Origin of the sequence: Pseudomonas sp. 22526 (genome assembly GCF_052044735.1) — a bacterium.
GTDB classification, from domain to species: Bacteria; Pseudomonadota; Gammaproteobacteria; order Pseudomonadales; family Pseudomonadaceae; genus Aquipseudomonas; species Aquipseudomonas piscium.
Map to the genome: position 1 here is coordinate 154,407 of NZ_JBQENK010000006.1, position 26,784 is coordinate 181,190.

Sequence of the window (26,784 nt, forward strand, 5' to 3'; positions counted from 1 at the left end):
CGACCCCGAAGGGGGCGCAGGATCTTGAGATCGCTGGAGGACCTTCGGTCCTGTCGCAGCCTGCGGCAGCGGCTACAAAACCAGGCGCTACTCCTTACGGAGTATTGAGCTGAACCGGCATGACGCCGAGCATCGGGGTGTAGCAAATGGCCTGCTGCGGCGGGTTATCCACACTCAAAACGCGTTTGCATCATGACGCCTGCCCAAGCGTGATCCCCTGGTTTTACCACGGGGCGCGCGGGCCAACGGCCATGCAAAGGAAGCGAAATACGCTGGGAGGCGACTGTGCATCTAGACGAAATAACCTTTGCCGTGACCGAAACCCTGGCCAGCCTGCTGGAGGTCGATTCCGGGTCGCTGGACGTCGAGCGTTCGTTCCATGAGATGGGCGTCGACTCGGTGCTGATCGTCGGCCTGTCCGCCGAGTTCGAAGACCGTTTCGGCATCTCCCTGGACCCTGAACTGGCCTACCAGCACGACACCGTGCGCAAGGTCAGCCAGCACCTGTATGGCGTCATCAACCAGGGCGCGCGCCGGGCCGTGGCGGAGGTGAGCCATGGCTGATTCGCTGCTCAATATCACCCGCCAGGAACTGCTGGAATTCGTCGGCCTCAACGAGACCGTGGTTCGCGCCCAGGGCACCCGTATCGAAACCGCCAGCGGCCAGACCCTGATCGATTTCGTCGGCCAGTTCGGCGCGGTGCCCTTCGGTTATGGCGCGGCGCCTATTACCGAGGCGATCCAAAGATTCCTCGCCAGCGGCCAGGCCTCGCTGGTCCAGCCGCTGATCAACCCCGGCGCCGAAGAGCTGGCGCGGCGCCTGATCGAGCTGGCGCCGGGCAACCACTCGAAAGTGACCTTCACCACCAGCGGCGCGGAGAGCGTCGAGGCGGCGATCAAGCTGTGCCGCGCCGCGACGCAGCGCGAACTGGTGATCGGCACCCTGACCGGCTTTCACGGCAAGACCCAGGGCGCGGTCGGGGTCACCGGTAAGGCCACTTACCGCGAGCCGTTCCAGATCCGCGCCGAGGGTTTTAGCCATGTGCCCTATGGCGACCTGGAGGCTCTCGAGGAACTGTTGAAGACTCGACGCGCCGCGGCTTTTTTTGTCGAGGCGGTGCAGGGCGAGGCGGGCATGATTACCCCGCCGCCAGGCTACCTGCTGGCGGCGCAGAACCTCTGCCGGCAATACGGCACCCTGTTTGTCCTCGATGAAATCCAGACCGGCCTGGGCCGCACCGGCGAGCTGTTCGCCGCCACCGCCCACGGTCTGGAGCCAGACGTGGTGCTGTTGGCCAAGGCCCTGGGCGGCGGCGTCGCGGCCATTGGCGCGTGCATCTACGGCGAGCAGTGCTGGAGCCGCGATTTCGATCGGCACCACAGCTCCACCTTCGCCGTGAATGGCTTCAGCGCCGCCATCGGCCTGGCCGTGCTCGACCAGCTCACGGCCAACGACGGCGCCCAGCTCAAGCACGCGGCGGAGCAGGGCGCCTACCTGCACGCCGGGCTGTCGCGTCTGGTGCGCGACTATCCCGAGGTGTTCCACAGTCTCGACGGCCGCGGCCTGATGCTTGGCCTGAAGTTCCGCCGTTGGAGCGGCGAGCGTTTGTACACCCTGTCCCTGGCCAGTGCCTTCGGCGCCCTGGTGCCGATCGTCTGCGGCTACCTGAAAAGCCGCCATGGCGTGTACTGCCTGCCGACCCTCACCGAAGGCAATGTGCTGCGGATCCAGCCGCCGCTGTGCATCGAGCGCGCCGATACCGACCTGCTGCTCGAAGGCCTCAAGGCGGTGGCGGAACTGGTGGTGCACAACCAGCAGCATCGGCTGATCCTCGAAGCCCACGGTTACGCCGGGCCACGGGGTGTGCCGAGCCCCTGGGTGGTGCCCGGTAAACCGCGCAGCAGCGGGCGCTGCCTGGGGCGCTTCGCCTTCCTGCTGCACCCGACCACCGCCGAGAGCGTCAACGGCGACAGCGTGGTGGACGGCCTGGGGCTGTCGGCGGCGGAAAAAACCTTCATGCAGGGCTGGCTCGACGACTTCTCCGAATGGGCCAAGCCGGACCTCGACGCCGGTGTGTCCTATCACGCCCGGCGGGTCTACAACGATGCCGGCGACTACGTCGAAGGCTGGCTGGTCGGCAGCCTGCTGCAACCGCGCGACCTGATGCGCCTGAGCCTGGGCAAGCGGCGCAAGCTGCTGGGCAACTACCTGGACAGCGTCGCCGAGCTGGAGGTGGATTTCGTCGGGCTGGGGGCCTACACCTCGGTGATTTCCAGTGCCGGGGTGGATGTCATCAACGAGCGATTCCACACCACCACCGGCAACAGCCTGACGGCCATGGTCGGTGTCGATGCGTTGCTGAGCACCAGCGCCAACCGGGGCGCGCCATTGGCCAAGCGCCTGACCGGGGTGATCGGGGCCTACGGTTCGGTGGGCCGCCTGGCCAGCCTGCGCCTGGGGCGCTTCTGCGAGCACCTGGTATTGCTCGGCAATGGGGCCAATCGGGGCGCCATGGACGAGCTGCGGCTGGTGGCCGGCGAGCTGTATCGCGACGCCTTGCTGCAGATCCAGGGCGGCCACAGCAGCGGCATCGCCAAGACCCTGGTGCTGCTCCTGCCGAGCCTGGCCAGCGTCGAGCAACTGCTGGATCGCGACCTTGGCGACGAGGAGCAATTGCGCGAACTGTTCGACCGCGTCGATGCCCTGGCCCAGGGCAAGCCGCAGGTGCAGCCGCCGCTGGTGATCACCGCGGACCTGGGGAGCTGGCTGCCGCGCCTGGAAGCCGTGCTCTCGGCCACCTCCAACGGCTCGGCCTTTATCGACCCGTTGGTCCTGCATCAGAACGCGATCATCTGCGACTGCGCGCAGCCGCCGGACATCGGCCACGTCACCCTGGCGCTGCGCCCGGACGTCACGGTGATCGAGGGCGGCCTGATCCACCTGCCCGACCGCAGCCAACGCTTCGGCCAGCAGAACCTCACCGGTCTGCCCACGGGCGTGACCTTCAGCTGCCTGGCCGAAACCATGGTCCTGACCATGGCCGGCCTGCAGCGCGACTACAGCATCGGCAAGCGTCCTCCGCTGGAGGATGCCGAAGCGATCTTCGACCTGGCCCGAGCCTTCGGTTTCGCCCCCGCGGTGGAGCAGCTGATCGAAAAAGCCGGTTAACCCTGACAACGAGAAAGGAGTCCACACCATGTCGATGCACAACGCCCGCAACGCCACCGAGAAGTACCTGCCGGGCCTGCTCGCCGCCCTCCGGGAGCGCGGCCTGATGGCCCTGGAGCAGGCCGACCCGGCCGTGCTCTGCGGGCTGTTTCGCGACTATCGCGCCGCCGGCCTGATCATCCCCGAGACCTACGGCGGCCTTGGCGCCTCGCCGGAAGAAACCGTGGAGATCCTGCGGGCCATAGGTTCGCTGTGCCCGTCCCTGGCGGTGATGATGACTATGCATCACCACACCATCGCCACCATCGTGCAACTGGGCGGGCTGATCCCGGCGGCGGAAGAACTGCTGTGGGGCATCACCCAGAACCAGCTGCTGATCGCCTCGGCCTTCGCCGAGGGCAAGCCGGGCTCGGAGATCTTCAACCGCAGCGTCAAGGCGCGGCCGGTGGAAGGCGGTTTCGTCCTCGACGGCAGCAAGAAGCCCTGCACCATGAGCCACCACATGGATGTGATAGTGGTCGGTGTCGCCTGTGAACAGGAGGATGGCAGCGTCAGCCAGGGTTTTGCCGTGGTCTTTGCCGATGGCAGCACGGTCACCCGCGAACCCTTCTGGAATGCCACGGTACTGCGTGCCACCGACAGCAACGAACTGGTGTTCAACGGCGTGTTCGTGCCCAGCGAGCGCATGCTGCTGGCCGACGGCGCCGACAGCGAGGAAGTGGCCGCCACCGCCATGGAAACCTCGCTCAACGGCTTGAGCTGGTTCCAGCTGATGGTCGGCGGCAGCTACCTGGGCGTGGCCTCGGCCCTGGTCGACCGGCTGCTGCGAAAAGCTTTCGCCGACCCCGCGCAACTGGCCCTGCTGTGCATCGAGCTGGAGGGCGCCCATCAGGCGCTGCTCGGCACCGCCGGCGAATTGCAGGCGCAACAGGATGCGCCGATGAACACCTACCACAAGGCGCTGTGCACGCGCTTTCTGGTGCAGGCGGCGATCGAGCGTTCGACCAACCTCAGCGTCGAGCTGCTGGGCGGCATGGCCTTCATTGCCTCCGACGAAGTGGCCTATCTGCTGGCGGCCTCCCGGGCGATCTGCTTCCACCCGATCTCCCGCAGCGCCGCCACGCCGTTGCTGGCGCAGTTTCTGCGCGAGTCCTACAGCGCCTGATTCGCCTGCTACCGCAGCCGGAGCTGTGGCGCCCCTGGCGTCGCTCCGGCCTCGGCAACATGCCTAATGGAGTAGAAGCATGAGTAGCGATTTTCTCTATCCGCCGCGCCCGGCCAATGTCGGTCGCGGGTTTCACTGCCTGGCTGTTCCGCTGTTCAGTCTGCTGCTGGTGTTCAACACTGCGGCCATTGTCGTGATCCTGGCCCTGTCCTGCACCTTGCAGGCCGGGCGCCGGACACTGTCGTGGCTGCCGGGAATGAAGGCCCTGGGCGGCTGGCTGGTGGCGAGCTATCACCGCTTGTTGCAGCCGCTGGCCGACCGCTTGCTCAAGGACCCGCGGGACGAGCCGATCCTCGCCGCCGCCATCAGCCTGGGCCTGACCGCCGGGCCGGTGTTCATCGCCCAGCTGTGGCTCAAGGAAATTTCCTGGCTGCTGGTGCTGCTGTTCTACGCCTTCGTCTACGGTCCGAACATCCGCGGCTTCGTCCGCTCCTTCAGCGCCATGCATCAGGAAGGCCATGTGCCCGGCGGCATCTTCAAGCGTTCGAGCCTGTTGGATCGCTGGGTCGGCAACTCCTTCCTGTACATGTTCTTCGCCATTCCCATGGGCCTGATCCCCCACGCGGCGGCGCATTTGCAACAGCATCACCGGGAGAACGCCGGGCCGCTGGACGTCTACGCCACCGCGCGCTACGACCATGCCAGCGCCTGGGATTTCGCGGTGTATATGGTGCGCGAGGTGATGTACCAGCAGTTCATGGTTTCGCCCTGGCTGTACTTCAAGAGCAAGCACAAGCGCAGCCAGGCCCGGGCCATGGTCATGGGCAACCTGGTGCATGTCGGGCTGTTCGTCGCGCTGGCGTTCTACAGCCTGCCGATCGCCGTGCTCTACATGCTGGTGCCCTGGTGCGCGAGCAACTTCCTGATGGGCGTCATCCACTGGAGCCAGCACGCCTTCTACGGCGGCCAGGAAGACCCCAAGGACTGGATGTACAACACCGTGACCCTGCTGGAAACGCCGGTGAACATCCTCAACGAGGGCTACCACGCCTGCCACCATCACTGGTCCATCGGCCACTGGTCGGAGAGCCCGGCGCTGTTCGAGCGGCTCAAGCCGGAGCTGGCGGCCGCGGGTTCCATGGTGTTTCGCGACCTCAGCGTGTTCGGCCTGTTCGTGCTGCTGATGCTGCGCCGCTTCGATGCGCTGGCGGACAAGCTGGACTGGTGGCAGCCGCTGGACCACGACGAGAAAGTCCGCCTGCTGCGATACCGGGTGCTGCCGGCGCCCATCGCGGCGCATGAGCATGCTTATCAACGGCGCCTCGGCACAGCGCACGACGCCCACGAACCCACACCCGCGCACAGCGCCCTGGGCCAGCCATGAACCGTCCCCTGACCTTGAAAGTCGCCGCCATCGAACGGGAAACCGACGACGCGGTGACCATTCACCTCAAGCAGCCGCTGCTGCGCAAAGTCCGCTACAGCGCCGGGCAGTACCTGACCCTGGAGGTCGATGTCGACGGTGCCAAGGGCTGCCGCGCCTATTCCATCAGCAGCACGCCGGGGCTGGACAAGACCCTGTCGATCACCGTCAAGCGGGTGGCCGGCGGCAAGGTTTCCAACCGCCTGGTGCAGGAGCTGAGTGCCGGCGACGCGGTGCAGACCCTCGGCACCCACGGCCGCTTCACCTTCGCCCCGCAGCCGGGCAGGGGGCGGCACCTGGTGCTGCTGGCGGCGGGCAGCGGGATCACGCCGATCTTCTCGATCCTCAAGTCGGCGCTGCACTTCGAGCCGGACTCGCAGGTGTCGCTGATCTACGGCAACCGCAATCAGCAGTCGGTGATCTTCCGCGACAAGCTCGACCAGCTGCGGCAGACCTTCGGCGAGCGTTTGCAGCTGGTGCATGTGCTGTCGCGGCCGGACACCCCGGGAGCCCACGAAGGGCGCCTGACCCGGGAGCGGGTGATGGACATTCTCGGCGCGCTGCCCGGCCCGCAGGCCCGCGAATACTACAGCTGCGGCCCCAGCGGCATGATGGACGAGGTGACCGCCGCCCTGGAGGCCCTGGGCATCGCCCCGGAGCGCGTGCACCAGGAGCGTTTCACCCCGGCCAAGGCGCCAGTGGCCAGCGGCGACACGGAAAAACGCGTGGAGCTGCTGATGCAGGGCCAGGCGTTCAATTTCACTGTTGCCCCGGGCCAGACCCTGCTCGACGCGGCCCTGGCCAGTGGCGTGCAGCCGCCGTTTTCCTGCCGCAGCGGCTTCTGCACCGCCTGCGTCTGCACCCGGCTGAGGGGGCAGGTACGCATGCGTGAAGACCATGGGCTGTCGGCGGACGAACTGAACCGAGGCCAGGCACTGTTGTGCGTGGGCTATCCATTGACGGACGACGTGCGCCTGCAAGTCGATTAGCGATACAGACAGAGGAAGGTCAATTCATGAGTCATTCAACCCACCACGCCGCCGAAGACCAATTGCGGCTGGCCAAGCGCGCCGAACTGCGGGTCGATCCCGAGCGCCAGGCCCAGTTGCAGGCGCTGATGCAGCCGCAGCCGCTGAAGTTCCTGCTCTGGTCGCTGCTGCACCTGCTGGTCTGGTGTGCGGCGGCGCTGTACATCCTGCTTGGCGACAACCCCTGGGGCCAGGCGCTGGCGGTGCTGGTGCTGGGCAACCAGCTGCATGCCTTCACCGTGCTGCAACACGATTGCGGGCATGCCAGCGGCTTTCGTTCGGCGGCGCTGAACCTGTGTGTCGGGCGCTTCATGGCCTGGTTCATTGTGTTTCCGTTTTCCTCCTTCACCGAGTGCCACAAATACCATCACCGCTACCTGGGCGATCCAGACAAGGACCCCGACGACTGGAACTACACCGGCGGGGTGAAGTGGATGTTCCTGCGCATCGCCGTGTTCGTGCCGCGCTTCATCTACTTTTCCCTGGTGCGCTATGGCAAGGCGGTGCGCAACCGGGTGCTGCGCGAGCTGGCGTTCAATCTGCTGTCGATGGCGGCGATCGGCGCCTGGTGCTACAGCCAGGGGCTGATGTTGCAGTTCGTGCTGATCTTCATCGTGCCGCTGCTGTTGCTGGCGCTGGTGATCAACCCGATTTCCCGGGGCTACGAGCACTTCCCCATGGCCACCCTGGAGGTCGGCGACCCGGAGCGCCTGGACCTGGCGAAGAACACCGTGACCGTCAGCGACCGGCTGATCGGCCTGTTGTGGGCCAACATCAACTACCACGTCGAGCATCACATCTACCCTGGCGTGCCCTTTGTTAATCTGCCACGGCTGGCGGCGCTGCTGGACAACAAGCCCTACCTGCGCGACCGCTGGCTGCTGGCGCGGATGTTCGCGCGACGTCCGGTAACAACTTCCGCCGAACCTCGGCGAGCGGCGTGAGCTACATTTACAGCGCCCGAAGGAGCGCCACCCACCGAGGACTCACGGATGACCTGTATTTTCTGCCAGATCGCGGCCGGCGAATTGCCCAGTGCCCTGGTCTATCGCGACACCCACTGCATGGCCTTCATGGACGTACACCCGCTGGGGCAGGGCCATGTGCTGCTGATCCCGCTGGCCCATGTGGAAAAACTCGAGCAACTGCCCACGGTCATCCGCCAGCACCTGTACCAGGTGTTCGATACCTTGCTGGCCGCCCAGCGTCGCGCCGGCTTCGGGGTGGAAGGCACGCACCTGATCGTCAACGACGGCAAGGCCACCAACCAGCACATCCCCCATGCCCACCTGCACCTGGTGCCGCGGCAAAGGGGCGATGGGCTGGGCTTCGGGATGCGCATGTTCATGCACTTCACCGGCGTGTTCGGCCGCCGCACTCCCTTGCAGACCCTGCGTCGCCAGGCCCTGGTGATCGCCGCCGAACTCGACCCGCAGGCGCTGGAGAACCTGGCGCACCGGACCAGCAGGTTGCACGCCGAGTCAACCTGACCGCCCGGGCCGGCGAGCGGCCGGCCCTCGATCCACAGAGGTTCAGAATAAACAGTGCATGCGCTGCGGACCGTCACGCCCGGCGTTTGTGCCGTCAGGAGTCAGGAACATGAGTGCGCTACTTCAGGAGCAGGCCGATCCGGCGCGGGTCTATCGGGTATTGATCATCGGCGCCGGGTTCTCCGGCATCGGCATGGCGATCAACCTGCGCCAGCGCGGCGAGCAGGACTTCCTGATCCTTGAACAGGAAGCCGGCGTCGGCGGCACCTGGTGGGTCAACCGGTACCCTGGGTGCGCCTGCGATATTCCTTCCCACCTCTATTCGTTTTCCTTCGAGCCCAACCCCGACTGGTCGCGGCGCTTTTCGCCGCAGCCGGAGATCCGCGATTACCTGAAGCACTGCGCCGACAAGTATCAGGTGCTGCAACACTGTTGCTTCAACACCGCGGTCACTGGCCTGTGCTGGCTGGAAGAACGCGCCCTGTGGCAGGTGACCGATGCCCGTGGCGGCGTTCGTTATGCCCAGGTGGTGGTGGCTGGCACCGGGGCCTTGTCGACCCCGGATTACCCCCGGCTACCGGGGCTTGAGCGCTTCAAGGGTCGGGTCTTTCACTCCCAGCATTGGGACCATGACTATGTCCTGGCCGGCAAGCGGGTCGGGGTGATCGGCACCGGCGCCTCGGCAATCCAGTTCGTGCCGCAGATCCAGCCACAGGTGGCCAGCCTGGCGGTGTTCCAGCGCACGCCGCCGTGGATCATCCCCAAGCCGGACCGGGCCTTTTCCACTGCCGCCCAGCGCCTGCTGCGGCGTTTCCCCGCGGTGCAGCGGCTGTTGCGCGGGCTGATCTACACCGCCCATGAAACCCGGGTGTTCGGCTTCGTGTTCAACCCTCGGTTGATGGCCTTGCACAAATGGCTGGCGCTCAACCTGCTGCGGCGCCAGGTCAAGGACCCGGAACTGCGCCGGCGCCTGACCCCGGACTACGCCATCGGCTGCAAGCGCATCCTGTTGTCCAACGATTACTTCCCGGCCCTGACCCAGGCCAACACCCGGCTGGTCACCAGCGGCATCCGTGAAGTCACCGAGGATGCGCTGATCACTGTCGACGGCCAGCGCCATGCCCTGGATGCGCTGATCTTCGGCACCGGCTTCAAGGCGCGCACGCCGTTCCCGGCGGGGATGATCGTCGGGCGCGGCGGGGTGGACATAGTCGACACCTGGCAGCAGGGCAGCGAAGCCTACAAGGGCACCACGGTCAGCGGCTTTCCCAATCTGTTTCTGCTGATGGGGCCCAACACCGGCCTGGGGCACAACTCCATCGTCTACATGATCGAGTCGCAGATCGCCTACATCCTCGGCGCCCTGGACACCCTGCAACGCCTGGGCGTGACCAGCCTCGATGTCGACCCGCAGGCCCAGGCGCGCTTCAACCAGGGCCTGCGCCACAGGCTGCGCGGCGCGGTGTGGAGCGTCGGCAGTTGCCAGAGCTGGTATATGGACCCTGACAGCGGGCGCAACGTCGCCCTGTGGCCGGGGTTCAGCTGGCAGTTCCGCCAGCAGACCCGTTATTTCGATGCCGAGGCCTATCGCCTCACATCGCATTCCCAAGGAGTAAAACCATGAGCCATCCGGGCAAGAGCGTGTTTCTGTTCGGTCTGTATATGTTGTTGCTGGGCGCTGCGCTGGTGCTGGCGCCCAACCTGCTGCTGCCGTTGTTCGGTTTCGCCCTGAGCGACGAGGTGTGGATCCGGGTGATGGGCCAGCTGGCGCTGTACCTGGGGGTCTATTACGTCTGGGCCGGCTACACCGAGCGGCGCGAGTTCATGGCCATGACCGTGGCGATCCGCCTGTCGGTACCGGTGTTTTTCGCCGCCTTCGTCGCCTCCGGGTTGATATCGCCCGTGCTGTTGCTGCTGGCCTTGCCAGACCTGTGCAGCGCGCTCTGGACCTGGCGCGCGCTGAAAGCCCCGACGCCTTCCCGCCAGCCATTGGGTAACGCCTGAGCCCTTCATTCTCCCGCTGACTCGCCCCGCCAACTAACCCTGGCGGGGTACTCCATTGAAGTGATTACCCTGCGCCTGCGCGCCCTCCATACTCGCCACCAGCCCTGGCGGGTGCCGCCCATGCGGCGTTCGGAGACCTGCCGACACTTCAAAGGACTCGCGATGAAGATTGAACTGATGCAACTGGCCGGCCGTGACGGCGACACGGCCTACAACCTCGAGCGGGTCCTGCGGGGCATTGCCGACTGTGACGGCGACATCGACCTGCTGGTATTCCCGGAAACCCAGATCAGCGGTTTTGCCAACCCTGAGCAGTTGCCCGAGGTGGCCGAGCCATTGGACGGGCCGAGTATCCAGGCCGTATTGCGGGCGGTGCGCGTCAAGGGTGTCGCGGTGGTGGTCGGCATCGCCGAAAAAGCCGCCGGCCATTACTACAACACCTCGCTGCTGGTGACCCCCGAAGGGGTGGCGACGAGTTATCGCAAGACCCACCTGTGGCCCGACGAGCGCGGCCTGTTCCAGCCCGGCGACCGTTACAGCACCGTACTGTGGCGGGGTGTGCGGGTCGGCCTGCTGATCTGCTACGACATCGAGCTGCCGGAAAGCGCCCGCGCCCTCGGCCAGCTGGGCGCCGAGCTGATCCTGGTGAGCAACGGCAACATGGACCCCTACGGCCCGGTGCACCGCACCGCGATCATGGCCCGTGCCCAGGAGAACCAGGCCTTCGCGGTGATGGTGAACCGGGTCGGCAACGGCACCGACGGCCTGGTGTTCGCCGGCGGCAGTGCGCTGGTGGATCCCTTCGGCCGGCTGCTGTTCGAGGCCGGCCGCGACGAGTGCCGGCAGGTGCTGGAGCTCGACCTCGCGCAACTCAAGGCCGCTCGTCGCGATTACGACTACCTGCACGACCGGCGCCTGCAACTGCCCGGCGAATACGTTGAGCACGCCGATGGCCGTCGCGAGCTGTTGATTCCTTAAACCCCATCGCCGTTTTTCCGCCGCTTTCGGCCCTGCCATAACAATCCATAATCAGCAGGCGAGGCGCACGCCCTTGGCGGGTGCCAACGCTCGGAGTCCTCAGATGAAAGCTATCCGCTGTTTGCCCCTGGCCCTGGCCGCTCTGTTCGGTTTCGCCACGGCCCAGGCCGCCGAACCCAGTGTGCATTTCTACAACTGGTACGACTACATCGCCCCGGACACGCCCGGACAGTTCCACAAGGAAACCGGTATCAGCGTGCTGCAGGACACCTTCGACAACAGCGATGTGATGCAAAGCAAGCTGATGGCCGGGCGCAGCGGCTATGACGTGGTGGTGGCCAGCAGCGACCTGCTGCCGAACCTGATCAAGGCCGGGGCGCTCCAGGAACTGGACCGCAGCCAGCTCGGCAACTGGTCGCACCTGGACCCCGAAATGCTGGCCAAGGTGCAGAGCAACGACCCCGGCAACCGCTTCGCTGCGCCCTACCTGTGGGGCACCACGGGCATCGGCTACGACGCCGACAAGGTCAAGGCGCTGCTCGGCGACCAGGCGCCGGTGGACTCCTTGGACCTGATCTTCAAGGAAGAGAACCTGGCCAAGCTCAGCCAGTGCGGGGTGGCCATGCTCGATGCGCCGGGAGAAATCATCCCCATCGCCCTGCATTACCTGGGCCTGCCCTACAACAGCCAGAACCCTGAGGACTACAAGAAGGCCGAGGCCTTGCTGCTCAAGGTGCGGCCGCATATCCGCTACTTCGATTCGTCGAAATTCATCACTGATTTGGCCAACGGCAACATCTGTGTGGTGCTGGGCTGGAGCGGCGGGGTATTCGATGCCCAGGTCGCCTCGCAGAAGGCCAACAACGGGCGTCGTCTGGTCTACAGCATTCCCCGCGAAGGCGGGCCGGTGTGGGTGGAAAACCTGGTGCTGCTCAAGGACGCGCCGCATCCCCAGGACGGCCTGAAGTTCATCGACTACCTGCTGCGCCCGCAAGTGATTGCCCAGTCTTCCGACTACCTGGGCTACCCCAACGCCAACCGCGATGCCACGGCGCTGGTGGCCCAGAAGATCCGCGACAACCCTGGGGTCTATCCGTCCGCAGAGGTGATGGCCAGGCTGTTCCCGCTGGAACCGCTGCCGCTGAAAATGGAACGGGTGCGTACCCGGGTGTGGAGCAAGGTCAAGACCGGGAGCTGATCGGTCAATGCCGCTGAGCGCTGTGAACATTGTTGTGCGCGCGGCCCGGGCGTAGCGTGAACCCTCGTTTCCCGAGCCAGGATCAGCGAGAGGGCAAGCCAATGAGCGGTGCAATTGATGCATGGGCACAACCGGCCAACGGCCGGGCACGACAGTTGTTGCCGGAGGTGGCGCGGCTGTTCGAGAAGTCGGGTTCGGCGCACTTGCTGGACCAGCCGCTGAGCATCGAGCAGACCGTCGAGCTGATGGACCAGGCCGGTGTGGAGAAGCTGATGCTGGCGGCCTGGTGCCGGCCGGAGCGCTGGGTGTTCAGCAACGATGAAATCGCCGCCTACACCCGGTCCTATCCCGAGCGTTTCGTTGGCGTGGCCACGGTGGACCTGAGCCGGCCGATGGCAGCGCTGGCCGAACTGGAACGGGCGGTGGGCGAGCTGGGCTGCAAGGCCCTGCGTATCGTGCCCTGGCTGTGGAAACTGCCGCCCAACCACCGCCTGTACTACCCGCTGTACGCCAAGTGCGTGGAGCTGGGCATCCCCTTCTGCACCCAGGTCGGCCACACCGGCCCGTTGATGCCTTCGGAAACCGGGCGGCCGGTGCCTTATCTGGATGAGGTGGCGCTGGACTTCCCGGAACTGCAAATCGTCGCCGGGCACATCGGCCACCCCTGGACCGACGAGATGATTGGCCTGGCCTGGAAGCACGACAATATCTACATCGATACTTCGGCTTACCTGCCGGCTTACTACCCGCCGCAGTTGCTGCATTTCATGCGCACCTATGGGCAGGACAAGGTGCTGTTCGGCAGCAACTTCCCGCAGTTGCCATTCGACAAATGCATGCAGCAGGTCAAGGCCCTGGAGCTGCCGGAGCCGGTGCGTGACAAGTTCCTGCATGGCAATGCGCGGTGGGTATTCGGCTTGTAGGGCAATGCCTCAGCTGTGGTCCTGGTAGCGGCGCCGGCTGAAAAACAGTGAGCTGCCCATGGTCACCAGCGCCACGGCGGCCAGTCCGGTATCGATATCGCCCAACATGGGCGGCAAGAACAGTATCCACAGCAGCCCGGCGAGGCCCATGGCCAAGCCTGTCCATTTCCTCAGCGGGTAAGGCTTCATCCAGTAGTACAGCGGCATCAGCAGCAGGTATAGCAGTAGAAAGGGGATGTACTGCTTCATGAGTCTTGCTCGCCGCGGTCGAAGTTCGCTGGGCTGGCGGCCATGGGCCGCCCTCTGTAGCTGGGACACATCATGTCGCGCTTCCTTGTCGATGGCATGAGGCGCGCCAGTGTCCATGGCGAGCGGCTTTTGCGCAAATGCGCGGTGTCATGCCAACTGCGCCAGGCAGTCCTCGAGAATATCCAGTCCTTCTTCCAGCACCTGCGGTTCAATGGTCAGCGGCGCCAGCAGGCGGATGATGTGCCGCGACTTGCCGCTGGGCATCAACAGCAGGCCGGCGTCCCGCGCGGCGCTGAGCAGGGCGCTCAGTTGCTCCGGGGCCGGCGAGCCGTCAGCCTTGACCAGCTCGATGCCACGCATGGCACCGACCCCGGTCAGGCGCCCGAGATAGGGTGTCAGGCGCTCGGCCTGCCAGCGCTGGTAGCGGCTGACGATGGCCTGTTCCTGGCGCTCGCCCCAGGTTTGCAGGTGGTGATCGCTCATCTCGTCCAGGGTCGCCAGGGCCGCCGCGCAGGCGATGGGGTTGCCGGAATAGGTGCCGCCCAGGCCGCCCTTGGGCAGGTTGTCCAGCAGCGCCTTGCGCCCGACCACCGCGCCCAGCGGCACACCGCCGCCAATGCTTTTGCCCAGCAGCACCAGATCCGGCTCGATCCCCAGCCGGGTGAAGGCGAAGCGCTGGCCGGTGCGACCGAAGCCGGACTGGATTTCATCGGCGATCAGCAGGATACCCTGCTCATCGCAGAAGCACCGCAGGGCGCGGGCGAACTCGACGTCCAGGGCCAGGAAGCCAGCCTCGCCCTGTACCGGCTCGACGATGAAGCAGGCCACTTCGGCGACGTCGATCTCCACGCTGAACAGCCGGTTCATGGCCTTCAGCGCCTCCTCGCACGTCACGCCGTTGTCCGCGCTCGGGTAGGGCAGGTGATACACCGGGCCGGGCAGCACGCCGATCTTCTGCTTGTAGGGCGCGACCTTGCCGTTGAGGTTGAGGGTGGCCAGGGTGCGGCCATGGAAGCCGCCGTCGAAGGCGATCACCGCGGTGCGCCCGGTGGCCCCACGGACGATCTTCAAGGCGTTCTCCGCCGCCTCCGCGCCGCTGTTGGTGAGCATGCCGCTGACCGGGTAACTCAAGGGCATGAAACGCGCCAACCGCTCCATGAACTCGACATAGGGCCCGTGGGGCGCCGCGTTGAACGCGTAGTGGGTCAGCCGGGTGGCCTGCTGCTGAATCGCCGCCACCACCCGTGGGTGACAATGCCCCAGATTGAGCACGCCAATACCGCCGACGAAATCGATGTAGCGCTTGCCGTTCTCGTCCCATACCTCGGCATTCTTGCCATGGCTCAGGCGGATGGGGTGAACGATGGAAATCGACTGGCTGATGCTTTCGCTGCTCATGGGCTAAGGGCTCTGGCTACCTGGAACATGGCGGCTATCTAAGCCAAGAGCGAGGCCGCGTCGCAAACGAAATAAAGTGCGGGGGTCAGTATGAAAATTCTGGATGTTGGGGGAGGGGCAAGGTTTTTTAACTGTAGAGAAGGGGAAGAGTTGCATACGTGGCAGCGAAGTACAGTCGCTGGCATGCGACCTGTCATCAGTAGCATCGCTTGTCAGATACCTAGGGATATACCTTTGACATATCCATGCTGCTCGATAGACTGGATATACATCAAACATATCCCGGAGGTGGGCTCATGGAGCAAGGGTCTGTATTCAAAAGTAACCGTAGCCAGGCCATTCGAATGCCCAAGGCCGTGGCTCTCCCTGACGATGTAACGCGGGTGGATATCGTTGCGGTAGGGCGTACCCGGATCATTACCCCGGCCGGGGAAGCCTGGGACAGCTGGTTCGATGGCGAGTCGGTGAGCGCGGACTTCATGAGTGAGCGGGATCAGCCTGCGGAACAAGAGCGTGAGGCGTTCTGATGCTCAAGTACATGTTGGATACGAACATCTGTATTTTCACCATCAAGAACAAACCGGAGAGGGTTCGGGAGGCGTTCAATCGCCAGCACGGACGGTTGTGCATCAGTTCGGTGACCTTGATGGAACTGATTTATGGGGCAGAAAAATCAGCGGCTCCTGAGAGAAACCTGTCTGTCATAGAGGGGTTCGTGGCACGTCTTGAAGTGCTCGCTTATGACTACGAAGCCGCTATTCACAGTGGCCAGCTGCGTGCCGAATTGGCCAGGGCAGGTACGCCAATAGGCCCTTATGATCAACTGATTGCTGGCCATGCCAGGTCCCAGGGATTGGTACTGGTAACTAACAATGTGCGCGAGTTTGAGCGAGTGCCAGGGCTGCGTATTGAAGATTGGCTCTAAGCACGGCTGCTTGTTGCGAAGGGCAGGCCAAGGCACTGAGAGGGCTGCAAACCAGTATCAGTCCTCATCCGGCGCCAGCATCCGGGTTTTCGGTGCGCCATTGGCGTTGTGCTGGTAGATCTCCCGGGGCTGGCCGTTGTCGTTGAAGAACACCTGGCCAATGCCCGCCGAGTTCCACAGCCGTTCGCCGGCCTCGCGATGTTCGGGGCTGTAGGGCACCACTCGCATCAGTCGGCGGCGGGTGAACCAGTTCAGGGGCGAGCGCGGCGAATACAGCCAGCGGTTGAGGCGGTCGAACCATTCCAGCAGGGTCGCTGGGAATTCGTTCTTGATGCCGCTGCTGGTGATCTGCCAGATCTTCGGGCCGCCCTTGCGGTGGCGGATCAGCACTTCGTAGACAAAGGAATAATGCACGTCGCCGGAGAGGATCACGTAGTTACCCGGGGTGCGCGAGTGGCGGAAGATATTCAGGATCACCTGGGCCGCGCCGCGGTGGGCCATCCAGTTTTCCGCGTCCACCAGCAGTGGGTGACCGCACCAGCTGAAGATCTTCTGCACCGTCTCGATCAGCTTGACGCCAAACACTGGCGCCGGGGAAACGATGATCGCCGATGGGTGATCCAGTAGTTCATGTTGCAGCTCGCTCAGGGCTTCCCAGTCGAGCAGGCCCGAGGGCTGCGACAGGTTGAACTCGCTGCGCCAGCGCCGGGTGCGGGTGTCCAGCACCACCAGCGCCGGGGTGGTGGGCAGGGTGTATTGCCATTGCTGGAAGCGCAGCAACTCGTCGATCAAGCTGTCCTGGGCGGTGCTGTCCAGGTAGAGCGCATCGCCCTGGGCCTCGGCGCTCAGGGCGCGGGTGTGTTGCAGCGGCGTGGCGAAGGCATCCGGGTTGTTGCCCCAGCCCTGGCACAACATGTAGGCGATCAGCGCATTGCCGATGATGCGTTTGGAAAACGGGTGGCCGTAGGCGGTTTCTTCCCACTGGGCGCTGAGGTTCCAGTCGTCGGTGATGTCGTGGTCGTCGAAGATCATCAGGCTCGGCAGGTGGGCGAATACCCGCGCCACACCACCCAGGCCCTTGGCGAAAGCCTCGATCCGCAGTTGCTCGCGCTGGTAGCGCTGTTGCTCCTTGGCAGCAAGCTGCGGTGGTCGTGGGTCGATCAAACTCCAGGGCACCGGCGACCAGACCAGCAGGTACATGGCCATGACTTCGGCGAAGGTCACCAGGTGGTTGTCGGCGCTGCTGCTAGTGAAAATCGGCTTTTTCACCCCGCCGAAGAAACGCTCGCGCAGGGTCTCGTTGCTTTTCAGCGCCGGCAGCAATTCGGCGCGTTGGTAATAGCTGGCGTGGTGCCGATAGAGCGCAGCACTGTCGCTCACTACCGCCCCTTCCAGGTGCTCGCCGAACAAACCCAGACGCTCGATCAATGCATGAATCGCTCGCAACATCGGCCCAGCCACGTCGTCGGCGTAGACCTGGTCGCCAGTCATCAGCAACAGGGCAGGGCGTTGCTGCGGATCGGGTGTTCCCGCCAGCAGGCGATCGACACAGAGCAAACCCTCGTCCGCCGAATGATGGGGCTTGCGGCAGGAGCCATGGAGCAATTGCTGGATGCGGCTGTGCAGGACGAAATCCGGCTGCTGCTTTTGCCCATAGAGCAAATGCGGCGCCCACTCGGCGATACCCGAACTTGAGCCATCGGCCTGGGCGATCAGCAGGTCATAGTCGATGCGCACATCGCAGGGCAGGGCGCTGTCCAGCGGCAGGTCGATCAGGTGGATAAAGGCGTGTTGGCCTACCGGGATCACCTGGCACTGCTCGGCGGTGAGCGGGTAGTCGCGGATTTCCGCATCGCTGCCGGCCTGCAGGCGCAACGTCAACTCCAGCGCACGAGAGCCCACCAACCACAGCACCAGCCGCGTGGGTTCCAGGCGGCGCAGTAGGGGACCGGCGAGGACGCAGGGTAGGGCGATGCTGGAAGTGGTCGATGGCGACGGTTGAGACATGCAGGTTCGAGGCTCTTGCGGCAAACGAAGGCAGGGATAGTACCGCAGCCGATGTCGAAGAATTGTCAGCGAGTGCTCAGGTTGCTGGAGGGGGGCGCCGCACAGAGAGGGGAAGAACTGTGCGGTGTTTGCAGGAGTTATGGGGTCTTGGGTTTATTGATTTCTCTAAGCAGATCCTTGACCGGCAACTCCATGGGTTTGGAGTAATAGGTCTTGTAGCCATAAGCGGTGATGATGGCTTTGCAGGGAATGGTTTTTTTACCGGCCAGAAGTCTATTTAACGTCTGAATATTCAGTTCTGGCTGGGCTGGGTTGAATGAGTCGCTTAGCAATGTCTGAGTCAGATAGCTGAATTTTTTAATATCGGATCGGGTTGAGTCCTCTTCTATCAGCCCATCGACAGACGGCTCCATGAAGTGCCCAACTGAAAAGTCCTGATCCGCGCCTAACGCACAACGAAGTTGCGTCAATATTTGCCCATTACCTCGACCTCTACCGTATAGATCAAGAAGATCAATATCTGAACTGTAATGAATGGTATAGGACGTAAGGTTCTCTACCCGAGCGACTGATGAGAATTCCAGAACAGCAGATGGTTTACCGTGATCTTTTGCACAGGATGTGCAGAGTAGTATCGCCGCAGCAAGGAGTATCTTTCTCATGGTTGTGCGAACTCCTTACTGATGGACTCAAATACTTTGTCACAGGCGGACTTCCCCCCTGCAATGGGTCTATTGAACATGGCGGACGCATTGGCATGGTTAACGTCCATATTCACATTCAGGTCTGGGCCATTGGCAATTACCCACCGCTCTCCAATATTAGCGATTAGATCGGAATCGTCAGGTTTGGATGGGGTTGCCATGATATTGATCCAGTGCTCTGCAACTGGTACCGGCGCTGATGCATAGATGTCTGAACCGATCCAAACCAGAGTGCCTTCGCCGACAGGATCAAGGGTTACCAGCATTTTTATGGTGTACCCCCAATCGGACATGGTGCGGGTCAGATGCCCACCGTTCCAGCCTCCCAAACTGTGGCCAACGATATAGATAGGGCAAGACTTATACGGGATGATGTCCAAGACATGCCTTTGAATATCTTTTTTACCCCTGACTTCGTTGTACCCTACCCACTTGGACAGATACCTACCTTGTTCTGCAAGTGTTTGTGCTTGTTTGTCCAACGGTTGTCTGGCTTGCTCGACGTTTCCATAGGGACCTGAAAAGTAATAACTCTCCTTATCCCCAGCACCCCCGACAAAAAACACAATGGCCTTGGTGCTCTCGATAGGAACGACCTTGTCGCTCTTGTCTTGCTTGTCTGTAAGCGTGTGCTCGGCTTTCAACTTGACGGGTTTACCGTTCGCCGAGGTAATGGTGCTGGCTTCCATGCGTCATTCTTCCAAAAATAACTTGATGCTTTCGGCAACATGCGAGCTGATTTCGTGGGTGAAACCTGCGGCATCCGAAACGCCATGCTCGAGGCGTCCATCGGCCCGTTGGATCACGTAAGCATGATTGGGCATCGGTTCGCCCGTCACATCGTTCACCAGCTTCAAGCGGTCGGTGAAGTTGACCGGCATGGGCAAGAGCCCAGTGAAGGGGGCGTTGACCACGGTGTCGCCAATGATGACGGTGCCGGAGCCGCCCACGATGATATTGCCGTGCCCACCGGTGCTGTCCAGCGTGGCGGCGTTCAAACCGTTGATGAATACAGTGCTGGAAACAGCCCCGGTTATCGGGCTGCCGCAGGCTGATTGGTCGCTTTTTCGAGCGGCAGCCAAGCCGTCGAATATTACGTTTGGCGAGCCGCTGACAATGGGGTTGGTGCCATGGCCTGGTAGCGGGCAGGCGGTTGGGTCGCTGACGCGAGCCGCGGGTTTACCACTCATCTCTATTCCTTGAAGTGTTGCGAGTCGTCCATCTGGGGCGCGCATGATGCAGTAGCCGAGCAGGTTCTTCAAACCTGAACGGCAGGCTATTTTGCATAAGAGTGAGCCAGGCGCGGCGGATCTGAATCGAGTGGAGTTGCACAGGTACTTGAGCGTCTTTCAGCTCGACCTTCAGTGCTTGGTTGTCCTGAGATTTATCAGCGAATCTCCCTTGAACCTCTTCCGGTAGTCGGTGGTGGACGGCGCGATAGCAAAATAGTAGCTTCGGTCCCCAGCGCTCTGCTTACGGCCCCCTCCAAACGCCGTGACCCGGCCCTTCATGCTCGTTAAGGAAGACGTTCTGCCGCCACCTCTCAAGGATATGAACCATGGCCATCAAATCCACGCATTCCAACCAGCAAAAACACCTCGCCGTGCTGATCGACGCCGACAACGCCCAGGCGTCGATTGTCGAGGCGCTGTTCGAGGAAATCGCCAAGTACGGCATCGCCAGTGTGAAGCGCATGTACGGCGACTGGACCGGGCCGCAGTTGGGCGGCTGGAAGAAGCTGATGCTGGAGCATTCGATCCAGCCCATCCAGCAGTTCTCTTACACCAAGGGCAAGAACTCCACTGACAGCTCGTTGATCATCGACGCCATGGACCTGCTTTATACCCGACGTTTCGACGGCTTCTGCCTGGTGTCCAGCGACAGCGATTTCACGCGCCTGGCCGGGCGCCTGCGCGAGGAAGGCATGATGGTATACGGCTTCGGCGAAGCGAAAACGCCAGAGCCCTTCGTTAAGGCTTGCGATAAGTTTATCTACACCGAAATTCTCCGTGCTCAGGACGTCACTGAATCCGCCGCCGAGGGCGACAAGACCCGGGCCAGCTCCGGCCCCGTCGAAGAGGCGGGCAAACAACCAGCCGCTTCATCTTCCAGCAGTCCGGCAAAAGTACCGGTGGAGTTCATCGCCAAGATCCTCGATGACATCGCCGAAGAGGACGGCTGGGCGCCCTTGGCCATGTTGGGCACCACCATCAGCAAGGTGCGTCCCGCATTCGACTCCCGGCTGTACGGCCACACCAAACTCAGCGGCCTGATCCGTAGCCAGAGCAAATGGTTCGACCTGGACACCCGTGGCGCCTCGCCCACCGGTGGGGCGGTGTTGTACGTGCGCAACAAAAATAGAGCCCTCGACCAGCAGGCTCGCTGAGCTGGCCGGCCGCGACCGATCCTGAAGCGCCTGAGTTCTTGAGCTTCTATTAAGTCAGAGCTGAAAAATCAGGATCGGGAATCTTCACGCTTCTCCCAGGAGGGCATCTTGGATGGTGTCAGCCGCACCAGGACCACTGTCCGCCCCTCCCACCAACACCTGCGGTTCCCCCTGCTTGATCACCCACCGTATCAACTCGCTCACGCTGATACGGTGCTGATGTTCGACCCATTCCAGGCCTTCGGGGCTGTAGTGTTCGCTGTAGCGGCTGAGGGTCAGGTGTTGCTGGTCGGCCGAGAGGCGCAGGCTGACTTCGCGGCATTGCAGGGAGGCGTCGCCGTGTTTGGCCACGCGTTGCAGCAGGACCAGAGCGTCGGTTTCAGAAGTCATCATGGGTCGCTCCTTCACAACGATGTTTGGCAGGGTCAGTAGCGCCTTGCTTGCCTTCCTGCACGAAGGCGGCGCGGTGTTCGGCGTTCACGTCGCGCAGGGCGCTGTAGTAGTCGGGCATGGTTTTCAGGCTGTCGGTCAGCGGCAGCAGGGCGGCGCGGCCGTCCACTACGCCACCGACCATGGCGACGGTGCCCAGGGTCTGCACGGTGTCGCTGTTGTCACCGAAGGGGGAGACCACGAAGTTGAGGATCTTGCCCACCGAGTCGCGGCTGTTGTCGGTGCCCAGCAGCGGCAGTTCGACGATGGGGCCGTTGCCGATGCCCCATACGCCGAAGGTCTGGCCGAAGTCGGCGGTATGGCGCGGGATGCCGATCGGGTCCGAGACGTTGAATAGACCGAGCACGCCGACCGTGGTGTTGACCGCAAAACGCCCCAGGGTGTTGACCGAGCGCTGCGGGTTGCCCTGCAGCAGGTCGTTGATGAAGACCTTGGGTTCGCCGAAGTTGCTCGCGAAGTTGTGCACGCCCTGTTGCATGAAGTCCGGCAGATGGCGGTAACCGCGGGCGACCGGTGCCAATGCGTAGTCGTCGACGGCCTTGTTGAAGGCGAACACGCCACGGTTGACCGGCTCGGCGGGGTCATAGATCGGATAGTCGACCTTCGCGCAGTCGGGTTGGGTGGCAGACCCGGTGCTGGTACAGCCCGCCAGGTAGGACAGGGACAGCAGCAGGGCGGTATGACGACACAGGCGGGTGGAGCACAGGAATGAGCGCATGGGCGGACGACCTTGGGAACAGGGAGGCCGATGCTGGCATGGGGGTTTTGCTTAAAGATGTCTGCTTTATTGCGTGGTTGTCGGTTTGTTACCGCGTTGAAATATATGACGGGCCGCGTCCAATGGTTTTGAATGACAGTTCTTTCCGAGCTTGAGTGATACGCACTGGTGAGCAGTCTGTTGATCGTGGACGACGACCTTGAGGTCCTCGCGCTGCTGAAGAAATTCTTTGTGCAACACGGCTACTCGGTGGAAGTCGCCACCGAGGGCGCTTCGCTGTGGGCGGCGCTGGAGCGGCAGGTGCCGGACCTGATCATTCTCGACCTGATGCTGCCGGGGGAAAACGGCCTGACCCTGTGTCAGCGCCTGCGTCAGCAGCACGCCGTGCCGGTGATCATGCTGACCGCCATGGGCGAGTTGAGCGACCGCGTGGTGGGGTTGGAAATGGGCGCTGACGATTACCTGAGCAAACCCTTCGATGCCCGCGAACTGCTGGCCCGGGTGCGAGCGGTGCTGCGCCGCGCCGGAGAGAGCCGCCCGGTAGTCGGGGAGGTGCCGCGGCCGCTGATCAGGTTCGCCGACTGGCAACTGGACCTGACCCGTCGCGAGCTGCGCTCGCCGGATCAGGTGATGATTCCGCTGTCGGCGGGGGAGTTCGACCTGCTGCTGGTGTTCGTCGAGCATCCGCAACGCATCCTCAGCCGCGAGCAGTTGCTCGACCTGGCGCGCGGGCAGGCCCATGACGCCTTCGATCGCAGCATCGATGTGCAGGTCAGCCGCCTGCGACGCAAGCTGGAGTTCGACACCAAGCGCCCGGCGATGATTCGCACGGTGCGCAATGGCGGTTATCTGTTCACTCCCAGCGTGACCCGTCAATGAGGGCCAGACACAGGCCGGGCGGCCCGCGCGACACCATCGCCCGCTGGATCGCCCTGACCACCCTGATGGCGATGCTCACCGCCCTGGCCTTCAATGCGCTGTTCGTGCAATTGGCCGGGGTCTGGGCCAAGCCGCCGTTGAGCGAATCCGGCCTGGTGGAAAAGATCGCGTCCATCAGCAATCTGATCGACGCCTCGGAACCGGCGCAGCGCGCGCGTCTGGCCGAGTCGGTCAGCGACCAAGTTCTGAGTGTGACCTGGCACCCGACGCGACGGGATATCGAGGTACCGGTAGTCGATGAGCCGGAGTACCGCGAGGGTTCGACGAAACTGACGCAGTTGCTCAAGCCGGGAGTGGGTCACATGGAAGCCTACCAGCCCAGTGACTGGCCGGGGCCGGGCGGATCTTATGCGTTGCTGATCCAGATGAATGATGGCTCCTGGCTGATGTTCTCCTCGGTCTCGCGCAGTTGGGGGCTGGATGAGGGGCCGCGCAATCTGATCGTGATCGGTCTGGTGTTGTTGTCCACCGTCCTGGTCGCCTTGATCGCCACCCGCCGCCTGGCCAGGCCCCTGCAGCAGTTCGCCCTAGGGGCGCGGCGGTTTGGCGTGGACTTTCGCGCACCGCCCATCGAGCCGGTCGGCCCCCACGAGATTCGCCAGGCGATCCTCGCGTTCAACGCCATGCAGGCCCAGTTGCAGCACTTCATCAAGGACCGCACGCAGATGCTCGCGGCGATCTCCCATGACTTGCGTACCCCTCTTACTCGCATGCGCCTGCGCGGCGAGTTCATCGAGGACCCCGAGCAGCAGCGCCGGTTGTTCCATGATGTCGACGAGATGCAGGCGATGATCAATTCGGCCCTGGATTTTTTCCGCGACGATGCGCGGCTGGAGGAGGCGACCTCTTTCGATCTGGCGGAGCTGTTGCAAACCCTGGTCGACGATTACCGCGACCAGTCCATCGACATTGCGTTCAGCGGCCCGCCGCGCCTGGTGTATTTCGGCCGCCCGCTGGGGCTCAAGCGGGTCATGAGCAACCTGCTGGAAAACGCCATCAAATACGCCAGCGAACCGGCGATTGAAGTGGTAGCGGATGCCGAGCAGGTGAAGGTCTGTGTGCTGGATCGCGGGCCGGGGATTCCCGTCGAATGGCATGAGCAGGTGTTCGAGCCGTTCTTTCGCATGGAAAGCTCGCGCAACCGCAACACCGGCGGCGTCGGCCTGGGGCTTTCCGCGGCGCGGGCGATCGTGCTGGAGCACGGCGGCGAACTGCGCCTGCGCAACCGTAATGGTGGCGGGCTGGAGGTGTGTGTGCTGTTGCCGGTGCAGGGTATCTAGCTGGTTGGCCCCGCTTCAGGACCTTTCATCGATCCTGGAGCGGGGCCTTCTTCAAGGCTGGCTGTTTACGCGAGTGTCGCCTGCGGATTGCGCACCGGCTCCGCGGCCGCTTCGTTGTACACCCGCTCGTCTTCCTCCATGACCCGTGATGCCCGGCCGACCAGTACCGGGTCGGGTTGATGGGCCACGCGCAGGTTCTTGCCCGGGTAGTCGAGGGAATGCAGGAAGTGGCGGATGCAGTTGATCCGCGCGCGTTTCTTGTCGTCCGACTTGATCACTGTCCAGGGTGCATCGGCGGTGTCGGTGTGGAAGAACATCGCCTGTTTGGCGGCGGTGTATTCGTCCCACTTGTCCAGCGACTTGATGTCGATGGGCGAGAGTTTCCAGTGCTTGAGCGGGTCGTCGCGGCGCGAGATGAAGCGGCGCAGCTGCTCTTCGCGATTGACCGAGAACCAGTACTTGAACAGCAGGATGCCGCTGTTGCACAGCATGCGCTCCAGCTCGGGCGTCTGGCGCATGAATTCCAGGTATTGCAGGGGCGAGCAGAAGTCCATGACCCGCTCGACACCGGCGCGGTTGTACCAGGAGCGGTCGAAGAACACCATTTCTCCGGCGGTGGGCAGGTGCTGGATATAACGCTGGAAATACCACTGGCCCTGTTCCTGCTCGCTGGGTTTTTCCAGGGCGACGATCCGCGCGCCCCGCGGGTTCAGGTGCTCCATGAAACGCTTGATGGTGCCACCCTTGCCCGCGGCGTCGCGCCCCTCGAACAGCACCACGACGCGCTGCCCGGTTTCCTTGACCCAGCTTTGTACCTTGAGCAGTTCGATCTGCAGCTCCTGCTTGGCCTTTTCATATTCGGCGCGACGCATGCGGCTGCGGTACGGGTAACTGGCCGGCAGCTTGGCGGTAGAGCTGTCTTCATTGCTGCCATGGGGCGCACTGGCCACTTGCAGGGCGACCGGTTGCTGGCTGATGGCGCTGATTTCGGCTTCGGCGGTTTTGGCAGCGGCAGGTTTAGTGGTCGCACGTGGCCGGCGCGGGCGCGGGGTGGCCGGTTTGCGTGGGGCGCTTTTGCTGCTGGCCGTGACTGTCGGTTTGGCTGCTGGCGTGGTTTTTTCCGGAAGGGTGCTGGGAAGGGGACGCGCGGTGGATTCTTCGCTCATATCGGGCCTGTCTGATCGCTCCAATGTCTTTCAGACAGTCTATGGCGCACAAGACCGGGCTTCTTGATGCGTATCAAGGAAGCTTTTGCACGCTGGATCGACACCGTCCGTAGGAGCGAGGCTTGCCCGCGATGCAGGTACTGCGGAGTATCAGTTACTCCGCGTTTTCGTTCATCGCGAGCAAGCTTCGCTCCTACAGAATCCTGGTGCGCAGGGGAGGTGGCACTTTTCTGCAGGCGAAAAAAAAGACCTTGAATTTCAAGGTCTTTTTTAAGTTTGGTGCCCCGAGGGAGACTCGAACTCCCACTTCTCTCGAAAACGGATTTTGAATCCGCCGCGTCTACCAATTCCGCCATCAGGGCTCAATGGCGGCGAAGTATAGAGACGTGCCTACCGTTGGTCAATCAGGTTTCATGGTCAATTTTGGCTATTTCCGCTAAACTTTCCGGCCCTGCTAGACGAACCCCATCATGCGTGTTGCTGACTTTACCTTCGAGCTCCCTGATTCGTTGATCGCCCGCCATCCCCTGGCCGAGCGTCGCGCGAGTCGCCTGTTGACCCTGGATGGGGTCACTGGCGCCCTGGCCCACCGTCAATTCACTGATTTGCTTGAGCATTTGCGCCCGGGCGACTTGATGGTGTTCAACAATACCCGGGTGATTCCGGCGCGCCTGTTTGGCCAGAAAGCCTCCGGCGGCAAGCTGGAAATCCTGGTGGAACGGGTGCTCGACAGCCACCGTGTGCTGGCCCATGTGCGCTCCAGCAAGTCGCCGAAACCGGGTTCGAAGATCCTGATCGACGGCGGCGGCGAGGCCGAGATGCTGGCCCGCCACGACACCCTGTTCGAGCTGGGGTTTGCCGAGGAAGTGCTGCCGCTGCTGGAGCGCGTCGGCCATATGCCGTTGCCTCCTTATATAGACCGCCCGGACGAAGACTCGGACCGCGAGCGTTATCAGACCGTGTATTCCGAGCGCCTGGGCGCCGTGGCCGCGCCGACCGCGGGGCTGCACTTCGACCAGCCGCTGCTGGAGGCGATTGCCGCCAAGGGCGTCGAGACCGCGTTCGTGACCCTGCATGTGGGCGCCGGGACCTTCCAGCCGGTACGGGTGGAGCGTATCGAAGATCACCATATGCACAACGAATGGCTGGAAGTCAGCCAGGACGTGGTGGATGCTGTGGCTGCC

At 63.2% G+C, this 26,784-nt stretch carries 27 protein-coding genes and 1 tRNA gene; 18 read left to right on the top strand and 10 right to left on the bottom strand.

Annotated elements, in window-relative coordinates; translation table 11 throughout:
• Positions 1 to 285: 285 nt before the first annotated feature.
• The 12 genes from ACTJKT_RS11230 to ACTJKT_RS11285 all read left to right on the top strand — a co-directional run bounded on the left by ACTJKT_RS11230 (position 286) and on the right by ACTJKT_RS11285 (position 13,378).
• On the top strand, positions 286 to 564 hold the full coding sequence (locus ACTJKT_RS11230) for an acyl carrier protein (protein WP_440787130.1): 279 nt from the start codon (positions 286 to 288) through the stop codon (positions 562 to 564).
• Positions 557 to 3,169 carry an aminotransferase class III-fold pyridoxal phosphate-dependent enzyme gene (locus tag ACTJKT_RS11235; RefSeq protein ID WP_440787131.1) on the top strand — a complete coding sequence of 871 codons (2,613 nt, stop codon included), beginning with the start codon at positions 557 to 559 and terminating at the stop codon, positions 3,167 to 3,169. The genes ACTJKT_RS11230 and ACTJKT_RS11235 overlap by 8 nt, the downstream gene beginning before the upstream one ends.
• Positions 3,170 to 3,197: 28 nt before the next feature.
• Entirely contained in the window at positions 3,198 to 4,334 is a 1,137-nt protein-coding gene (locus ACTJKT_RS11240) for an acyl-CoA dehydrogenase family protein (RefSeq protein WP_440787132.1), read from the top strand.
• Between the two features lie 79 nt (positions 4,335 to 4,413).
• Positions 4,414 to 5,718 carry a fatty acid desaturase gene (locus tag ACTJKT_RS11245; RefSeq protein WP_440787133.1) on the top strand — a complete coding sequence of 435 codons (1,305 nt, stop codon included), beginning with the start codon at positions 4,414 to 4,416 and terminating at the stop codon, positions 5,716 to 5,718.
• The gene (locus tag ACTJKT_RS11250) at positions 5,715 to 6,746 is read left to right on the top strand and encodes a 2Fe-2S iron-sulfur cluster-binding protein (protein ID WP_440787134.1); all 1,032 of its coding nucleotides are present in this window, start codon (positions 5,715 to 5,717) and stop codon (positions 6,744 to 6,746) included. Before ACTJKT_RS11245 ends, ACTJKT_RS11250 begins: the two co-directional genes overlap by 4 nt.
• A 26-nt stretch (positions 6,747 to 6,772) precedes the next feature.
• Positions 6,773 to 7,729, top strand: a complete 957-nt coding sequence (locus ACTJKT_RS11255) for a fatty acid desaturase family protein (protein ID WP_440787135.1) — start codon at positions 6,773 to 6,775, stop codon at positions 7,727 to 7,729.
• Between the two features lie 48 nt (positions 7,730 to 7,777).
• On the top strand, positions 7,778 to 8,275 hold the full coding sequence (locus tag ACTJKT_RS11260; protein WP_053280768.1) for an HIT family protein: 498 nt from the start codon (positions 7,778 to 7,780) through the stop codon (positions 8,273 to 8,275).
• Positions 8,276 to 8,384: 109 nt separating this feature from the next.
• Positions 8,385 to 9,899 carry a flavin-containing monooxygenase gene (locus ACTJKT_RS11265; protein ID WP_440787136.1) on the top strand — a complete coding sequence of 505 codons (1,515 nt, stop codon included), beginning with the start codon at positions 8,385 to 8,387 and terminating at the stop codon, positions 9,897 to 9,899.
• Complete coding sequence (locus ACTJKT_RS11270) at positions 9,896 to 10,279, top strand: hypothetical protein (RefSeq protein ID WP_440787137.1); 384 nt, start codon at positions 9,896 to 9,898, stop codon at positions 10,277 to 10,279. Before ACTJKT_RS11265 ends, ACTJKT_RS11270 begins: the two co-directional genes overlap by 4 nt.
• A 162-nt stretch (positions 10,280 to 10,441) precedes the next feature.
• On the top strand, positions 10,442 to 11,257 hold the full coding sequence (locus ACTJKT_RS11275) for a carbon-nitrogen hydrolase family protein (RefSeq protein WP_440787138.1): 816 nt from the start codon (positions 10,442 to 10,444) through the stop codon (positions 11,255 to 11,257).
• 103 nt (positions 11,258 to 11,360) lie between these two features.
• On the top strand, positions 11,361 to 12,455 hold the full coding sequence (locus ACTJKT_RS11280) for a polyamine ABC transporter substrate-binding protein (protein ID WP_440787139.1): 1,095 nt from the start codon (positions 11,361 to 11,363) through the stop codon (positions 12,453 to 12,455).
• Between the two features lie 101 nt (positions 12,456 to 12,556).
• Positions 12,557 to 13,378, top strand: a complete 822-nt coding sequence (locus ACTJKT_RS11285; RefSeq protein WP_440787140.1) for an amidohydrolase family protein — start codon at positions 12,557 to 12,559, stop codon at positions 13,376 to 13,378.
• Between the two features lie 9 nt (positions 13,379 to 13,387).
• On the opposite strand, the gene ACTJKT_RS11290 is transcribed toward ACTJKT_RS11285, so the two are convergent.
• Positions 13,388 to 13,627, bottom strand: a complete 240-nt coding sequence (locus tag ACTJKT_RS11290) for a hypothetical protein (protein ID WP_124305243.1) — start codon at positions 13,625 to 13,627, stop codon at positions 13,388 to 13,390.
• Positions 13,628 to 13,774: 147 nt separating this feature from the next.
• A complete protein-coding gene (locus ACTJKT_RS11295; RefSeq protein WP_440787141.1) occupies positions 13,775 to 15,025 on the bottom strand; it encodes a 2-aminoadipate transaminase in 1,251 nt (416 codons plus the stop codon).
• 296 nt (positions 15,026 to 15,321) lie between these two features.
• On the opposite strand from ACTJKT_RS11295, the gene vapB reads away from it, so the two are divergent.
• Together vapB and vapC are read left to right on the top strand one after the other, a co-directional pair.
• Positions 15,322 to 15,552 carry a type II toxin-antitoxin system VapB family antitoxin gene (vapB, locus tag ACTJKT_RS11300; protein ID WP_038576101.1) on the top strand — a complete coding sequence of 77 codons (231 nt, stop codon included), beginning with the start codon at positions 15,322 to 15,324 and terminating at the stop codon, positions 15,550 to 15,552.
• Complete coding sequence (vapC, locus tag ACTJKT_RS11305; protein ID WP_038576104.1) at positions 15,552 to 15,950, top strand: type II toxin-antitoxin system tRNA(fMet)-specific endonuclease VapC; 399 nt, start codon at positions 15,552 to 15,554, stop codon at positions 15,948 to 15,950. Before vapB ends, vapC begins: the two co-directional genes overlap by 1 nt.
• Positions 15,951 to 16,007: 57 nt before the next feature.
• On the opposite strand, the gene ACTJKT_RS11310 is transcribed toward vapC, so the two are convergent.
• The 4 genes from ACTJKT_RS11310 to ACTJKT_RS11325 form a co-directional block, all read right to left on the bottom strand.
• The gene (locus ACTJKT_RS11310; RefSeq protein ID WP_440787142.1) at positions 16,008 to 17,957 is read right to left on the bottom strand and encodes an alkaline phosphatase D family protein; all 1,950 of its coding nucleotides are present in this window, start codon (positions 17,955 to 17,957) and stop codon (positions 16,008 to 16,010) included.
• A 137-nt stretch (positions 17,958 to 18,094) separates the two neighbouring features.
• Complete coding sequence (locus tag ACTJKT_RS11315) at positions 18,095 to 18,619, bottom strand: hypothetical protein (RefSeq protein WP_124339004.1); 525 nt, start codon at positions 18,617 to 18,619, stop codon at positions 18,095 to 18,097.
• Positions 18,616 to 19,350, bottom strand: a complete 735-nt coding sequence (locus ACTJKT_RS11320) for an alpha/beta hydrolase (RefSeq protein ID WP_440787143.1) — start codon at positions 19,348 to 19,350, stop codon at positions 18,616 to 18,618. Before ACTJKT_RS11320 ends, ACTJKT_RS11315 begins: the two co-directional genes overlap by 4 nt.
• 3 nt (positions 19,351 to 19,353) lie before the next feature.
• Positions 19,354 to 19,851, bottom strand: a complete 498-nt coding sequence (locus ACTJKT_RS11325; RefSeq protein WP_440787144.1) for a PAAR domain-containing protein — start codon at positions 19,849 to 19,851, stop codon at positions 19,354 to 19,356.
• A 368-nt stretch (positions 19,852 to 20,219) separates the two neighbouring features.
• On the opposite strand from ACTJKT_RS11325, the gene ACTJKT_RS11330 reads away from it, so the two are divergent.
• Positions 20,220 to 21,047, top strand: coding sequence for an NYN domain-containing protein (locus ACTJKT_RS11330; protein WP_440787145.1), 828 nt, complete (start codon positions 20,220 to 20,222; stop codon positions 21,045 to 21,047).
• 84 nt (positions 21,048 to 21,131) lie between these two features.
• Here the strand turns inward: ACTJKT_RS11330 and ACTJKT_RS11335 are convergent, their stop codons facing one another.
• Positions 21,132 to 21,440 (bottom strand): hypothetical protein, encoded by a 309-nt coding sequence (locus ACTJKT_RS11335; RefSeq protein WP_440787146.1) that lies wholly within the window; start codon positions 21,438 to 21,440, stop codon positions 21,132 to 21,134.
• Positions 21,427 to 22,215 (bottom strand): MlaA family lipoprotein, encoded by a 789-nt coding sequence (locus tag ACTJKT_RS11340; RefSeq protein WP_025806126.1) that lies wholly within the window; start codon positions 22,213 to 22,215, stop codon positions 21,427 to 21,429. Before ACTJKT_RS11340 ends, ACTJKT_RS11335 begins: the two co-directional genes overlap by 14 nt.
• A gap of 168 nt (positions 22,216 to 22,383) precedes the next feature.
• On the opposite strand from ACTJKT_RS11340, the gene ACTJKT_RS11345 reads away from it, so the two are divergent.
• Both ACTJKT_RS11345 and ACTJKT_RS11350 read left to right on the top strand, forming a co-directional pair.
• The gene (locus ACTJKT_RS11345; RefSeq protein WP_009050668.1) at positions 22,384 to 23,094 is read left to right on the top strand and encodes a response regulator; all 711 of its coding nucleotides are present in this window, start codon (positions 22,384 to 22,386) and stop codon (positions 23,092 to 23,094) included.
• Complete coding sequence (locus ACTJKT_RS11350; protein WP_440787147.1) at positions 23,091 to 24,434, top strand: sensor histidine kinase; 1,344 nt, start codon at positions 23,091 to 23,093, stop codon at positions 24,432 to 24,434. Before ACTJKT_RS11345 ends, ACTJKT_RS11350 begins: the two co-directional genes overlap by 4 nt.
• Positions 24,435 to 24,499: 65 nt before the next feature.
• Here the strand turns inward: ACTJKT_RS11350 and ppk2 are convergent, their stop codons facing one another.
• Together ppk2 and ACTJKT_RS11360 are read right to left on the bottom strand one after the other, a co-directional pair.
• A complete protein-coding gene (gene ppk2, locus ACTJKT_RS11355; protein ID WP_440787148.1) occupies positions 24,500 to 25,600 on the bottom strand; it encodes a polyphosphate kinase 2 in 1,101 nt (366 codons plus the stop codon).
• Between the two features lie 277 nt (positions 25,601 to 25,877).
• Positions 25,878 to 25,962 (bottom strand) — tRNA-Leu (locus ACTJKT_RS11360).
• A 108-nt stretch (positions 25,963 to 26,070) separates the two neighbouring features.
• On the opposite strand from ACTJKT_RS11360, the gene queA reads away from it, so the two are divergent.
• On the top strand, positions 26,071 to 26,784 hold a 714-nt coding region (queA, locus tag ACTJKT_RS11365; protein ID WP_440787149.1), incomplete at its 3' end, for a tRNA preQ1(34) S-adenosylmethionine ribosyltransferase-isomerase QueA.